This window comes from Streptomyces sp. NBC_00390 (assembly GCF_036057275.1).
Lineage (GTDB): Bacteria > Actinomycetota > Actinomycetes > Streptomycetales > Streptomycetaceae > Streptomyces.
Map to the genome: position 1 here is coordinate 5,028,214 of NZ_CP107945.1, position 13,075 is coordinate 5,041,288.

The 13,075-nt window shown below is 71.0% G+C and carries 11 protein-coding genes and 1 tRNA gene; 3 read left to right on the plus strand and 9 right to left on the minus strand.

The window, feature by feature from the left end; all coding sequences use genetic code 11:
- Positions 1-29 precede the first annotated feature (29 nt).
- From pth to OHS70_RS22205, 5 genes are all read right to left on the minus strand, one after another.
- Entirely contained in the window at positions 30-623 is a 594-nt protein-coding gene (gene pth / locus OHS70_RS22185; RefSeq protein ID WP_328399709.1) for an aminoacyl-tRNA hydrolase, read from the minus strand.
- A gap of 115 nt (positions 624-738) precedes the next feature.
- Positions 739-1,341, minus strand: a complete 603-nt coding sequence (locus OHS70_RS22190; RefSeq protein WP_328399711.1) for a 50S ribosomal protein L25/general stress protein Ctc — start codon at positions 1,339-1,341, stop codon at positions 739-741.
- A gap of 221 nt (positions 1,342-1,562) precedes the next feature.
- A complete protein-coding gene (locus OHS70_RS22195) occupies positions 1,563-2,540 on the minus strand; it encodes a ribose-phosphate diphosphokinase (protein WP_328399713.1) in 978 nt (325 codons plus the stop codon).
- A gap of 109 nt (positions 2,541-2,649) precedes the next feature.
- The gene (gene glmU / locus OHS70_RS22200; protein WP_328399715.1) at positions 2,650-4,098 is read right to left on the minus strand and encodes a bifunctional UDP-N-acetylglucosamine diphosphorylase/glucosamine-1-phosphate N-acetyltransferase GlmU; all 1,449 of its coding nucleotides are present in this window, start codon (positions 4,096-4,098) and stop codon (positions 2,650-2,652) included.
- Positions 4,099-4,240: 142 nt separating this feature from the next.
- Positions 4,241-4,312 (minus strand) — tRNA-Gln (locus OHS70_RS22205).
- Positions 4,313-4,510: 198 nt separating this feature from the next.
- Between OHS70_RS22205 and OHS70_RS22210 the strand changes: the two genes are divergently transcribed.
- Positions 4,511-5,845, plus strand: a complete 1,335-nt coding sequence (locus tag OHS70_RS22210; RefSeq protein WP_328399717.1) for a sensor histidine kinase — start codon at positions 4,511-4,513, stop codon at positions 5,843-5,845.
- Between the two features lie 52 nt (positions 5,846-5,897).
- Here the strand turns inward: OHS70_RS22210 and OHS70_RS22215 are convergent, their stop codons facing one another.
- Both OHS70_RS22215 and OHS70_RS22220 read right to left on the minus strand, forming a co-directional pair.
- Entirely contained in the window at positions 5,898-6,389 is a 492-nt protein-coding gene (locus tag OHS70_RS22215; RefSeq protein WP_328399719.1) for an SUKH-3 domain-containing protein, read from the minus strand.
- A 10-nt stretch (positions 6,390-6,399) separates the two neighbouring features.
- Positions 6,400-6,906, minus strand: a complete 507-nt coding sequence (locus tag OHS70_RS22220; RefSeq protein WP_328399721.1) for a YwqJ-related putative deaminase — start codon at positions 6,904-6,906, stop codon at positions 6,400-6,402.
- A 225-nt stretch (positions 6,907-7,131) separates the two neighbouring features.
- Between OHS70_RS22220 and OHS70_RS22225 the strand changes: the two genes are divergently transcribed.
- Positions 7,132-8,112 (plus strand): SMI1/KNR4 family protein, encoded by a 981-nt coding sequence (locus OHS70_RS22225; RefSeq protein ID WP_328399723.1) that lies wholly within the window; start codon positions 7,132-7,134, stop codon positions 8,110-8,112.
- A 7-nt stretch (positions 8,113-8,119) separates the two neighbouring features.
- Positions 8,120-10,834, plus strand: a complete 2,715-nt coding sequence (locus tag OHS70_RS22230; protein ID WP_328399725.1) for an SUKH-4 family immunity protein — start codon at positions 8,120-8,122, stop codon at positions 10,832-10,834.
- A gap of 70 nt (positions 10,835-10,904) precedes the next feature.
- Here OHS70_RS22230 and OHS70_RS22235 read toward each other — a convergent pair whose 3' ends face one another.
- Both OHS70_RS22235 and OHS70_RS22240 read right to left on the minus strand, forming a co-directional pair.
- Positions 10,905-12,509 (minus strand): sodium/solute symporter, encoded by a 1,605-nt coding sequence (locus OHS70_RS22235; protein WP_328399727.1) that lies wholly within the window; start codon positions 12,507-12,509, stop codon positions 10,905-10,907.
- Positions 12,506-13,060 (minus strand): DUF485 domain-containing protein, encoded by a 555-nt coding sequence (locus OHS70_RS22240; RefSeq protein WP_328399729.1) that lies wholly within the window; start codon positions 13,058-13,060, stop codon positions 12,506-12,508. The genes OHS70_RS22235 and OHS70_RS22240 overlap by 4 nt, the downstream gene beginning before the upstream one ends.
- Between the last annotated feature and the right edge of the window lie 15 nt (positions 13,061-13,075).

Below are 13,075 nucleotides of genomic sequence, written 5' to 3' on the forward strand. Positions count from 1 at the left end.
TGAAGATCTCAGCGGCCGGCCGGTGCCACTCAGGAGTTGTACGCGCTCTGCGCCCGCTCCAGGCCCTCGGTGACCAGGCACTCCACCCCGTCCGCCGCGCGGTCCACGAAGTAGTCCAGCTCCTTGCGCTCCGCCGGCGAGAAGTCCTTCAGCACAAAGTCCGCGACCTGCATCCGTCCCGGCGGCCGGCCGATCCCGAACCGCAGGCGGTGATAGTCCGGACCCATCGCCTTCGTCATCGACTTCAGTCCGTTGTGCCCGTTGTCCCCGCCGCCGAGCTTGATCCGCAGCGTGCCGTAGTCGATGTCCAGCTCGTCGTGCACGGCGACGATGTTCGCCGTCGGCACCTTGTAGAAGTCCCGCAGCGCCGTCACCGGGCCTCCGGAGAGATTCATGTACGACATCGGCTTGACCACGATCACCCGCCGGCTCGCGGGTCCGGGCGCCCCGATCCGGCCCTCGAGAACCTGCGCCTGTGCCTTCTGGGCGCGCTTGAAGGTGCCGCCGATGCGCTCGGCCAGCAGGTCGGCGACCATGAACCCGACATTGTGACGGTTCGCTGCATACCCGGGCCCGGGGTTGCCGAGACCCGCGATCAGCCAGGGTTCGTTCGCGTCGGACATCGCGCTGCGTCTCCTCGTACCAAAGGCCGGAACCGAAAACCGGAAGCGGGAACAGAGGAACGGGGCGGCGGGCCGCAGCCCGCCACCCCGTCAAGCCTCACAGAGAGGATACGGCTCAGGCCTCCGCGGCCACTTCGCCCTCGGCCGCCTCGGTCTCGGCCTCGGCAGCCGGCTCCTCGGCCTGCGCGGCCAGGATCTGCAGGACGACGGTGTCGTCCTCGACGGCCAGGGTCGTGCCCTTGGGCAGCGGGATGTCCTTCGCGAGCACCGACGCGCCACCCTCCAGGCCCTCCACCGAAACCGTGAAGGACTCGGGGATGTGGGTGGCCTCAGCCTCGACCGGCAGGGCGTTCAGCACGTGCTCGAGCAGGAAGTTGCCCGGGGCCAGCTCGCCCTCGGCGACGACCGGAACCTCGACCGTGACCTTCTCGCCGCGCTTCACGAGCAGGAGGTCGACGTGCTCCAGGAAGCCCTTCAGCGGGTCCCGCTGCACGGCCTTCGGGATCGCGAGCTCCTTCTTGCCCTCGATCTCCAGGGCAAGAAGGACGTTCGGGGTACGCAGGGCGAGCAGCAGCTCGTGCCCCGGCAGCGTGACGTGGACCGGGTCGATGCCGTGGCCGTACAGAACGCCGGGAACCTTGCTGTCACGGCGGATACGACGGGCGGCACCCTTGCCGAACTCCGAACGGACCTCGGTGGCGAGCTTCACCTCGGACATGTGCACTCCTCGTAAAGAAAGATCTGGTGGCGGTCACCCGGCCACGACAGGCCTGCTACGAAGAGCGCGTCGATAACGGACCGCCGCACACACGGTGCGGCCTCCCTCGCCGAGCAACTTCGACAGTCTACGCACGGCGGCCCCGGGAACCCAATCGATCACCGGCCGGGCACACGGAAGGCCGCACCCGGCGAAACGGGTGCGGCCTTCCGGAACCGTGTCTAGCCCTGCTCCTCGAACAGACTCGTCACCGAGCCGTCCTCGAACACCTCACGCACCGCACGCGCGATCGTCGGCGCGATCGACAGCACGGTGATCTTGTCGAGCTCCAGCTCACCGGGGGTCGGCAGGGTGTTGGTCAGAACGAACTCGCTCACCTTCGAGTTCTTCAGACGGTCGGCCGCCGGGCCGGACAGGATGCCGTGCGTCGCCGTCACGATGACGTCCTCGGCGCCGTGCGCGAACAGTGCGTCCGCGGCCGCGCAGATCGTGCCACCCGTGTCGATCATGTCGTCCACCAGGACGCAGACCCGGCCCTTGACCTCACCGACGACCTCGTGAACGGTCACCTGGTTGGCGACGTCCTTGTCCCGGCGCTTGTGCACGATCGCCAGCGGGGCGTCCAGCCGGTCGCACCAGCGGTCGGCCACTCGCACGCGGCCCGCGTCGGGGGAGACGACCGTCAGCTTGTTGCGGTCCACCTTCGCGCCCACGTAGTCCGCGAGCACCGGCAGCGCCGACAGATGATCGACCGGGCCGTCGAAGAAGCCCTGGATCTGGTCCGTGTGCAGATCGACGGTCAGGATGCGGTCCGCACCCGAACACTTCAGCAGGTCCGCGACCAGACGGGCCGAGATCGGTTCACGGCCACGGTGCTTCTTGTCCTGACGGGCGTAGCCGTACGACGGGATGATCACGGTGATGCTCCGGGCCGAGGCCCGCTTCAGAGCATCGATCATGATCAGCTGTTCCATGATCCACTTGTTGATGGGAGCCGTGTGGCTCTGCATCACGAAGCAGTCCGCGCCGCGCGCCGACTCCTGGAAGCGGACGTAGATCTCGCCGTTGGCGAAGTCGAAAGCCTTGGTAGGGACGAGGCCGACACCCAACTGGTGTGCAACCTCCTCGGCCAGCTCGGGGTGGGCGCGGCCGGAGAAGAGCATCATCTTCTTCTCGCCGGTCGTCTTGATCCCGGTCACAGCACTGTCTCCTCAGACGTGTTCCCTGGCCGCGAGAGTTCTGGGCGCGAGCCAGCCGAATTTGCGTGCACCAATCACGGTACGCCGTGTTCGACGCACCTGTTTCCGGTCAGTTCTCCTCGACGACCCGTTCTGTTGCCGCTTCGGCCGCCTGTGCGGCCGCGCTTCCCGGGCGCTTGCGGGCCACCCAGCCGTCGATATTCCGCTGCTGGCCCCGGGCGACGGCCAGTGAACCGGCCGGCACATCCTTCGTGATCACCGAGCCCGCGGCCGTGTAGGCGCCGTCCCCGATCGTGACAGGAGCCACAAACATGTTGTCCGACCCGGTCTTGCAGTGAGACCCGATGGTCGTGTGGTGCTTGGCCTCTCCGTCGTAGTTCACGAACACGCTCGCGGCGCCGATGTTCGTGTGGTCACCGATCGTCGCGTCCCCCACGTACGACAGGTGCGGAACCTTCGTGCCCTCACCCACGGACGCGTTCTTCATCTCGACGAACGTGCCCGCCTTGGCCTTCAGTCCGAGCCTCGTGCCAGGACGCAGATACGCGAACGGACCCACCGACGCCCCCTCGCCCACCACCGCGGAGTCCGCGACGGTGGTGTCCACCCGGGCGCCCGCACCGACCTTGGTGTCGGTCAGCCGCGTATGCGGACCCACCTCGGCACCCTCCGCGACATGCGTGGCGCCCAGCAGTTGCGTCCCCGGATGCACCACCGCATCCGGCTCGAACGTGACCGTCACATCCACCAGCACCGACGCCGGATCCACCACGGTCACACCGGCGAGCATGGCCCGCTCCAGCAGCCGCTCGTTCAGCAGGCGGCGCGCCTCGGCCAGCTGGACGCGGTTGTTGATGCCGAGGATCTCCCGGTGATCGGCGGCCACCGACGCACCCACGCGGTGCCCGGCCTCCCGCAGGATCCCGAGCACATCCGTGAGGTACTCCTCGCCCTGGCTGTTGTCCGTGCGGACCTTGCCCAGCGCATCCACGAGCAGCCGGCCGTCGAAGGCGAACACCCCGGAGTTGATCTCCCGGATCGCACGCTGCTCGTCGGTGGCGTCCTTGTGCTCCACGATCGCGGTGACCGCCCCGGTGGCCGCATCGCGCACGATCCGCCCGTACCCGGTGGAGTCCGGGACCTCGGCGGTCAGCACGGTGACGGCGTTGCCGTCGGCGGCGTGGGTGGCGGCGAGCGCGGTCAGGGTCTCGCCGGAGAGAAGGGGAGTGTCACCGCACACGACGACCACGGTCCCGGCCGGCCGGCCCCCGAGCTCCTCGAGCCCCATGCGTACGGCATGCCCGGTGCCGTTCTGCTCGGCCTGGAAGGCGGTACGGGTACCGGCGTAGTGCTCGCCGAGATGGGCCTCGACCTGCTCGCGGGCGTGGCCGACGACCACGACGAGCTGTTCGGGGTCGAGTTCACGGGCGGCGCAGACGACATGTCCGACGAGCGAGCGCCCGCAGATCTCGTGCAGGACCTTGGGGGTCCTCGACTTCATGCGGGTGCCTTCACCCGCTGCGAGGACGACGACGGCTGCCGGGCGGTTGGCGCTCACGGGAATGCCCTTCGGCTTCGGGTGGTGGACACCCCGAGGATACCGGGGGGACCCGTCCTGAACTGGTGGGTCCCCCGGACCTCCAGCGGCGGGAAACGAATGCGGGTCCCGACCGGTGGAGGTCAGGACCCGAGCTGCTCAGCTCCCCCGCCAGGACTCGAACCCGGACATAAGGCACCAAAAGCCTCAGTGCTGCCAATTACACCACAGGGGATTAAGTCTGACTAAACCGGACAGTTGGTCAGGCCGTCGGACCAGCATCCAACACTATGCCGTACCAAGGGCCTTCGATGCGACGCCATAGCCCGGTGCGTGCTCGGTGCACCGGCGACCGTTCCGGGAGCCGTCGGACACGTTCCGTGCTCATACGGTCCCCCGAAAATGACTCGCGCCCGCCCGTAGGCTGGAACGCATGACCACAACGGGGGCGCAGCAGGAAGTCACGGGGTCGACCGCCCGTGGCCCGCTGTGGTGGGGGCGGCGGCGCAGTGCTGCGCTGGACGTGGGGCTGGCTGCCGTCTCTGCCTTTGAGTGCGCGCTGGAGGGGGTCAGGTTCGCGGAGAGAGCCGCGTTGCCTGTACCGCTCGGCGTGCTGTTCGGGCTGGTTGTCGGCTCGGTGCTGGTGGTGCGGCGGCGGTGGCCGATCGCCGTGGTGCTGGTGTCGATCGCGACCACACCGGCCGAGATGGGCTATCTGATGGTCCTGGTCGGGCTCTATACGCTCGCCGCGTCCGAGGTGCCGCGCCGGATCACGGCGATGCTCGCGGGGATGTCGCTGGCCGCGACGTTCATCGTGGCGTTCGTGCAGGTGCGCCAGGACGTAGCGGCGGCGGAGGACTTCCGGCCGGGGGCGTGGTACGCGCCGGTGATGGCCGGGTTCATGGCACTGGGCCTGACCGCGCCGCCGGTGCTGCTCGGGTTGTACATAGGGGCCAGGCGGCGGTTGATGGAGAGCCTGCGGGAGCGGGCGGACAGCCTCGAGCAGGAGTTGTCGCTGCTGGCGGACCGGGCGGAGCAGCGGGCGCAGTGGGCGCGTACCGAGGAGCGGACGCGGATCGCACGGGAGATGCACGATGTGGTCGCGCACCGGGTGAGTCTGATGGTGGTGCATGCGGCCGCGCTCCAGGCGGTGGCGCTCAAGGACCCGCAGAAGGCGGTGAGGAACGCGGCGCTGGTGGGGGACATGGGCCGGCAGGCGCTCACGGAGCTGCGGGAGATGCTCGGGGTGCTGCGGGCGGGCGAGAGTGAGAAGCGGGCGGTTCCGGTGGCGGCGGCGGTGGTTCCGCTGGCGGCGGTCGGGGCGGCTGCGGCCGCTGCCGCGGCTGCGGCGGCCGAGGACGGGCCGTCGCTCGGTGACATCGAGGCGCTGATCGGGCAGTCGCGGCAGGCGGGGATGGTGGTGGAGTTCGCGGTGCAGGGGGACGCGCGCGGTTATGCGCCGCAGGTGGAGCGGACCGCGTTCCGGGTCGTCCAGGAGGCACTGACGAATGTCCACAAGCATGCGGCGGGGGCGAAGGTCATGGTGCGCCTGGCGCACCGGTCCTCGGAGGTCGCGATGCAGGTGGAGAACGGTGCTCCGGACGCGTCGGGCGGTGCGGCGATCGCCGGGCTGCCGAGCGGGGGCAACGGCCTGGTGGGCATGCGGGAGCGTGTGACCGCGCTGGGCGGGGTGTTCGTGTCGGGCCCGACGGACGCGGGTGGATTCCGGGTCTCGGCGGTACTCCCGGACGGCGTCGCTCAGGAGTGAGGCTGCGGCGGCGCGGTCCGGTGGCGTGCGGCAGGCCCGCGGGCCGCGGGCGTCACCCCGAGGTGAGGCGTGCGGGCAACAGCCCGGTGATCAGGGTGCCGAGAGCCTGGTCGATGTCGGGGCCGAGGTACCAGTCGCCGGTGTGGTCGATGCTGTAGACGCGGCCTTCGATGTCCATGGCCAGGACGGCCTGGTGGTCGCCCTCCATACCGAGCGGGGAGATCTCGGTGTCCAGCGCGCGGCCGAGGTCGGCGAGCGTACGGGCCAGGTGGAGGCCGGCGAGGGGGTCGACGTGCACGGGCGTGGGCGCGTGCTGGCGGCCCGGTCCGAGGGCGGTGATGTGCAGCCCGCCGAACTCCGCCCATGCCTCGACGACGGCGGGGAAGACGGTGTGCCGGTGGCCTGCCGGTGAGACATGGGCGCGCAGGGTGTCGGCCCACTGCTCCGCCTGCTTGATGTCCCAGCGGCCCGGCTGCCAGCCGGATTCCCGCAGGGCGGCGTCGACGGCGACGGGGAACCGCGTGGTGCTGAGGTGGTCGGGCATGTGTGCGGGGTCAGCCGATCTCGGGTGCGTGCGGGTCGACGGGGTGGACCCCGAAGTGGTCGAGCATGGCGGAGCAGGACCGGCAGGGCGGCGCGTAGCTGCCGTGCAGCGGGTCACCGTCCTCCCGGATGCGCCGTGCGGTGAGTTTGGCCTGCTTGAAGGCGCGCCGGGCCTCGCTGTGGGTCAGCGGTTTCCGCTGGGCGCGCTTGGAGCGCTGGTTCTCGGTGGCGGCCAGATGCCGGGAGAGCAGGATGGCCTCGGGGCAGCGCCCGGTGAACCGTTCGCGCTGCCCGCTGGTGAGGGTGTCGAGGAAGTCCTGTACGAGCGGGTGGAGGACGGGCGGCTGGTCGGCCTTGCCCGCGGTGCAGGTGAAGGTCTGGCCGCGCACGGAGAGTGCGGCCGCGACGGCGGGCAGGATGCCGTCGCGCCGGTGCCGGAGTCCGGGCGGCCGTCCGGACTCGGCGCTGCCCCAGTTGAGGCGTGGATCACCCGACGTACTTGGTTGCGCTGTGTGCATGGTGCGTTTGTCCCTCCCTGCACTCCCCCGAGTTGCGGGGACAGCCTGCCAAATGGGAAGGGGGGTGTGGAAGCTGGGGCGCGGAAACGTGTGAAACGTGTCGCCGCGTCGTCACTGGGTCACCCGAATGTGACTGTTCGTTACGGAAGCGGAGCGCCGGATCCTCTTGATGCGGCACCGCTTAGGCTGTGCTGAATCAGTCGGACGCAGCAGGGGGCAACCGCCATGACGACAGGTCGGCTCGGGCACGCCGCGCCACCGAACGCGGCCTACGCCGGGCAGGTCGTGAACTTCCCGGACCCGGTCCGGGCCTCCCGCCACCCCAGGGGTGTGCGTGTGGACGAGAACGGCTATCCGGATTTCTCGCTGTACGCGCGCGCGGCGGCGGACATCGCCGAGCCCCCGGAGGGCTTCGGCGTGGACGAGCTGCGCCTCACCGACTACGTGTCGGCGAATGCGGCTCTGTCGGCCGAGGGCCACGAGTTGTGGGACACGATTTCCCCGGTGGCGACTCCGCACGGCTGGACCTGGCATCACGTGCCGGGTACGCGCCGGCTGGAGCTGGTTCCGGTGGAGGTGAAGGCGCTTCTGCGGCATCACGGTGGGCTGGCGACGACGGCGGTCGACCAGAACAAGCGTGGTACACGGCCGTTGCAGGAGACCCGGCCCGCGCATTTCGGTCTGCCGAAGGGTGCTGTGTCGGTGACCGAGCAGCAGTTGCTGAGCGTGGAGGAGGATCTGGGATACCGCCTTCCCGGTGCGTATCGCTCCTTCCTGAAGGCGGCCGGCGGCTGTGCGCCGGTGGGAGCTGCGCTCGATGCGGAGCTCGGACTTCTGCTCGATCAGCCGTTCTTCACGGTGCGCGACGAAGCCGCGGTCAACGACCTGGTGTACGTCAACAAGTGTCTGCGGGACCATCTGACGAAGGATTACCTGGGCGTCGGCTTCGTCCAGGGTGGGATCCTGGCGGTGAAGGTCAGGGGCTCCGGGACCGGTTCGGTGTGGTTCTGCGCGTACGACGACGCCCGTGACCAGGACGGGTGGAGTGTGCAGGAGCGGGTGGAGCGGCTGTTGCTGCCCTGCGGTGAGGACTTCGACGCGTTCTTGCAGCGGCTGGCGGGCAGTCCGCCGGAGCTGGAGACCGTGGCCAACCTGATGGTGGACGGCGGCTTCGCGCGTGCCGTTCCGGTTCCGGACGAGGGGTGACGGTCCGATGGTGACCTTTGCGCAGGCGCAGGAGCGCGCCGAGGAGTGGGTCAACGGCGATGTGCCTCCGTATCAGCATCGTGAGGTGCGGGTGCGGGAGTTCGAGCTGGGCTTCGTGGTCTGGGCGGAGGACCGCGAGGGCGGCGTCCGTTCGGACGGCGGCCGGCAGCGGATGGTGATTGCCAGGGACAGCGGTGAGGCGACTCTGTGGCCGGGGCTGCCGGTGGGTGAGGTGATCCGCCGGTACGAGGAGGAGTACGGCGTCGCGCAGCACAGCGCGCCGGCGCCGGAGCCCCCGCAGCGGATCGATCTGAACCAGACGTCGTTCCTGTTGAGCCCGCCGGAGTGGCTCCAGGACGCGGCGGACAGGCTGGGTATTCCGGACCGTCGTTCGGGTGCGGGGACACGGGACGCAGCGCCGGCCTCCGCCTCTTCCGGCTCCGGGTCGTCGGGGACCTCGGCTCCGACGCCTGTGACGCCGGGTGCTGATGAGTCGTCATCTGTGCTCACGGGTCCGGTCGATGCGACCCCGTCCGCCCCGGTTGCGTCCAATGCCTCGCAGGCGGGCGGAAGTTCGTCGTCGCCCGGCTCGTCATGGCCCGACGCCGGTTCGTCCCCGGGGGGCAACGCCTCGCAGGGCGGCTCCGCGTGGCCCAGCGCCGGCGGTGCCGACAGCCATGAGCCGACGGCCGTGCCGGGCCCGCCTGCCCCGCAGTCGGGGGGCGCCGGCTGGACGGACGCCAGTGCCTCGGGGCAGGGCGACGGGTCCGTGCCGCTTCCGGCGACGGTGTTCGCGCCGCCGATCTCGGGTGACGACCGTGACGACACACCGCCGCCGGCCGTGGGTGCGGATGCGCCGACGGCGCTGATGTCGGGTGGCAGCCAGTTGCCGAGGACGGCGATCGTGCCGGGTCTGAACCCGCAGTCGCAGCCGCAGCCGCCCGGGCCGTCCGCTCCCGGGCCGTCCGCCCCTGCGCCGTCTGCTCCTGCGCAGGCTGCGACACCGCCCGTGCCGCAGATGCCCGGTGCCACGCCACCGCCGGCGGCGCCCCCCGTGCCCGGTGCCGCCGACATTGCCGATGCGGCGACGAGTAAGGCGGTGCTGCCGCCGCGCGGTACGCGCGGCGGCAACAGTGCCCCGCCTCCGCCGCCCGGCGCGCCGGGTGTCCCGGGGGCGCGGCCGGGTGCCGCTCCCGCGCCGGCGTCGGGTCCGGGTTCTCCCGGTGCGCCGGCGGCCGGATATCTGCCGACGCAGCTCGTCTCCCAGCTCGGCCCGGACGCCCCGCAGCCGCCGGGTCCGCCCGGTCCGCCGCCTGCGCCCGGTGCGACGCCGCCTCCCGGTGCCGGTGCCCACCATGCCGCGACGATGCTCGCCGACCCGGGCCAGATGGGTCCGGGGGCGCCCCAGCCGCCCGGTCCGCCGGGCCCGCCGCCTGCGCCCGGTGCGACGCCGCCTCCCGGCGGCGGTGCCCACCATGCCGCGACGATGCTGGCCAACCCGTCGCCGATGGGTCCGGGGGCGCCCCAGCCGCCCGGTCCGCCGGGCCCGCCGCCTGCGCCCGGTGCGACGCCGCCTCCCGGCGGCGGTGTGCACCATGCGGCGACGATGCTGGCCAACCCGTCGCCGATGGGCCCCGGCGCTCCACAGCCTCCTGGCCCGCCCGGCCCCGTTCCGCATGCACCGCAGGCGCCGATGGGTGCCCCCGGCATGCGGCCGGCGTACGGGTATCCGCAGCAGCCGAGCGGTGTGCCGACGGTCGGTCCCGGCTACCAGGCGGTACTGCGCTACCGCGCCCCCGACGGCTCCGAGCAGCAGCTCATCCGCCGCTCGGCGCCCGGTACCCCGCACCCGGAATGGCAGATCTTCCATGAGCTGCGCGGGATGAACGTCCCGAGCGACCAGGTCCTGGAGCTGCACACCGAACTGGAGTCCTGCGAGCTGCCGGGCGGCTACTGCGCCCGGATGATCCGGGAGACATGGCCCCAGGCGCGGATCACGAACATCGCCCCGTACGGCAGGGATCACGCCAGCCGCCAGGGCGGTATGCAGCAACTGCTCATCCATCAGGGCGAGTTGCATCAGGTCGCGGACGGCCCGGCGCGGCCCGCCCCGGTGCGTGCGCCGCTGCCCCAGGTATCTCCGGCTCCGCCGATCCCGCCGGAGGGGATCGCGCAGGAGCTGGTGGGCGCGTTCGGACCGCAGGGCCTGTGCCGGTTCGACCAGCGGGCCGTGTCGCGTCAGGGGGTGCCGGAGATCGTCGCGGCGACCCTGGTGTGGGCGGGTCTGCCGGGCGACTTCAACCCGTTCTTCTGGGCGCAGCCGGCCCAGCCGGTGGTGCCGACGCTCGCCGAGCTCGCGGCCCAGCGGCAGGTCCAGCCGGCCTCGGACGCGGGATCGTACCTGGTGGTCGGCAGCGACTTCGGCCGCGCGATCTGCGTCCAGTACGGCACGGCGCACATCGTCGCGGTGCCGGTCGAGGCAGGCCCGGGCGGTCAGCCGGTGGCGCCGCAGTTCGTGAACACAGGTCTGCCGGAGTTCGTCCGCTGCCTGGCGCTGCTCGGCCGCATGTGGCGGCTGCGCTTCGGCCTCAGCCCGGAGCAGGCGGGCCGCTGGACGGTCGACTTCCAGGCCCAGCTCGCGGCCCTGGACCCGGCGGCGCTGGCGTCGCCGGAGAGCTGGTGGTCGGTGCTGCTCGAGCAGATGTGGGACGGGCTGCTGTGACCCGCTGACGAAACAGGGGTGCCCGGCCTGCATGCGCAGGCCGGGCACCCCTGTCGTTGTACGGGATCCGTCAGGACTCGCGTGACGACGCGCCCGTGAGGATCGTCGTCTCGAACGGCTCGTACTGCTGCTCCTGCACCGCTGCCTCGCGCGGGGAGCGGATCGTGGCGATCCAGCCCGCCAGGAAGCCCAGCGGGACCGACACGAGACCCGAGGTGGTGAACGGGAACCAGTTGAAGTCCTGAGCGGGGAACATGGCCTGCGGGGTGCCCGAGACGAGGTTGCTGCCGGTCATCAGGATGAGCGCGGAGCCGGCGCCCACGATCAGGGTGGCCAGCAGACCCCGGCGCGTGTAGCGGCGCCAGAACAGGCTGTAGACCAGTGCGGGGGCGACCGCAGACGCGCCGATGCAGAACGACAGGGTGACCATGGCCTGGAGGGGCAGCTCCCTGGCCGCTGCCGCGAGGAAGAGTGCGACCAGGCCGACGCCCGCCGCCGCGCTCCGGGCGATGGCCATCTCCTTGAACGGCGACAGGTTGGACCTGCGCAGCCCGTGGGCGATGAAGTCGTGCGCCAGGGTGTTGGCACAGGCCAGAGTGATTCCGGCGACCGAGGCGAGCAGGGTGAGGAAGATCGCCGTGGCCACCGCCGTGAACAGCAGGGTCTCGAAGGTGGTCGGGTCCGCGCCCATGACGGCCTGGCTGACCATCAGGAACGCGGTCTTGCCCTGCGGGTCGCCGGCGACGAGCACCTTGTGCCCGACGATCGCCGCCGCGCCGAAGCCGATCACGGCGAGCAGGACGCAGGTGACGACGACGGTCGACACGGCCCAGGACATCGATCGCCGTACGGCGGCCGCGCTGCGGGCGGTGAACATACGCATGGTGATGTGCGGCAGGACCGCCGCACCGAGCACGACGGTGAGCTGCGCCGTGATCATGTCGATCTCACTGCCGCCGAACTGCATGCCGGAGGTGAGGTACAGGTCCCCGAGGCCGCTGCCGGCCTTCGCCGCGTCCAGGAGGTCGGGCACGCTGAAGTCGAAGCGGTTCAGGATGAGCGCCGCGATGGCGGTGGACGCACCGAGCAGGACGACGGTCTTGACGATCTGGATGAAGGCGGTGCCCTTCATGCCGCCGATGGCCGCGTAGGCGATCATCAGCAGCCCCAGGAACACGATGGCGCCCGTCTTGAAGCCCTCGCCGTGGAAGCCGAGGACGACGGCCAGCAGATCGCCCGCGCCCGCGAGCTGGAAGACCACCAGCGGCAGCAGCGCGACCAAGGTGACAGCGGCCGTGGTCATTCGCACGGCCGGGCCGGGGGTACGGCGGGTGAAGACGTCACCCATCGTGAACCGGCCCGCGTTCCGCAGCGGTTCGGCGAGCAGGAACATCATCAGGACCAGCGAGAGCACGGTGCTCAGGGCGAGCGTGAGCCCGTCGTAGCCGATCAGCGCGATGACGCCGATGGTGGCGAGCACGGTGCTCGCGGAGATGTAGTCGCCGGCGATGGCGAGGCCGCTCTGCATCGGGGACAGCGAGCGGTAGCCGGTGTAGAACTCGCCCAGGTCGTCGCGGTCGGGGCCGGTCATCACACACAGCAGCAGCGTGACGGTGATGACGGTGATGAACGCGACCAGGGACATGGTCTGGGCTTCGGAGCTGAAGCTGATCATGCGTGCGCACCTCCCGCGCGGTGCTGCCGGCCGGCCTGCGCGGTACGGCTCGGGCGCTCCTGCCAGGGTGCGGCCGCCTGGGCCGCGTACTCGGCGTGTTCACGGATCGTCGCGGCGAGCGGGTCGACGCGGCGGCGTGCGATGCGCTCGTAGGCCGCGATCGCCGCCAGCGTGACGGGCAGCGTGAGGAGCCCGAGCAGCACGCCGGTGGTGAGGCCGCCGGAGACCTCGCCGGTCATCATCCCGGGGGCGTAACCGGACAGGAAGAGGAACGCGACGAAGTAACCGAGCGCGGTGAAGGTCGAGACGCGCCGGAGCTTCTGGTAGCCCCTGCGGAGCTGGTGCATGTCGTCGCGGGAGCTGTACGGATCGCCGTAGTGACGGTCGGGCTCCGGCTCCGCCTGCGGGGCGGTGTCCCAGGTCTCGTCCCATGCCTGCGGGGTGCCCCAGCTCTGGTCCCATGCCTGCGGGGCGGTGCCCCCGTACTGGGGGGCCGCGCTCCAGGGCTGCTGCGAGGGCGGTGGGTCCGGGAAGCGGTGGTGGTACGACATGTGTCTTGCTCCTTG

Coding starts and splice junctions, on each gene's coding strand:
- OHS70_RS22210 (WP_328399717.1), top strand. CDS start 4,511: ATGACCACAACGGGGGCGCAGCAGGAAGTCACGGGGTCGACCGCCCGT.
- OHS70_RS22215 (WP_328399719.1), bottom strand. CDS start 6,389: ATGCCCGACCACCTCAGCACCACGCGGTTCCCCGTCGCCGTCGACGCC.
- OHS70_RS22225 (WP_328399723.1), top strand. CDS start 7,132: ATGACGACAGGTCGGCTCGGGCACGCCGCGCCACCGAACGCGGCCTAC.
- pth (WP_328399709.1), bottom strand. CDS start 623: ATGTCCGACGCGAACGAACCCTGGCTGATCGCGGGTCTCGGCAACCCC.
- OHS70_RS22240 (WP_328399729.1), bottom strand. CDS start 13,060: ATGTCGTACCACCACCGCTTCCCGGACCCACCGCCCTCGCAGCAGCCC.
- OHS70_RS22230 (WP_328399725.1), top strand. CDS start 8,120: ATGGTGACCTTTGCGCAGGCGCAGGAGCGCGCCGAGGAGTGGGTCAAC.
- OHS70_RS22190 (WP_328399711.1), bottom strand. CDS start 1,341: ATGTCCGAGGTGAAGCTCGCCACCGAGGTCCGTTCGGAGTTCGGCAAG.
- OHS70_RS22235 (WP_328399727.1), bottom strand. CDS start 12,509: ATGATCAGCTTCAGCTCCGAAGCCCAGACCATGTCCCTGGTCGCGTTC.
- OHS70_RS22220 (WP_328399721.1), bottom strand. CDS start 6,906: ATGCACACAGCGCAACCAAGTACGTCGGGTGATCCACGCCTCAACTGG.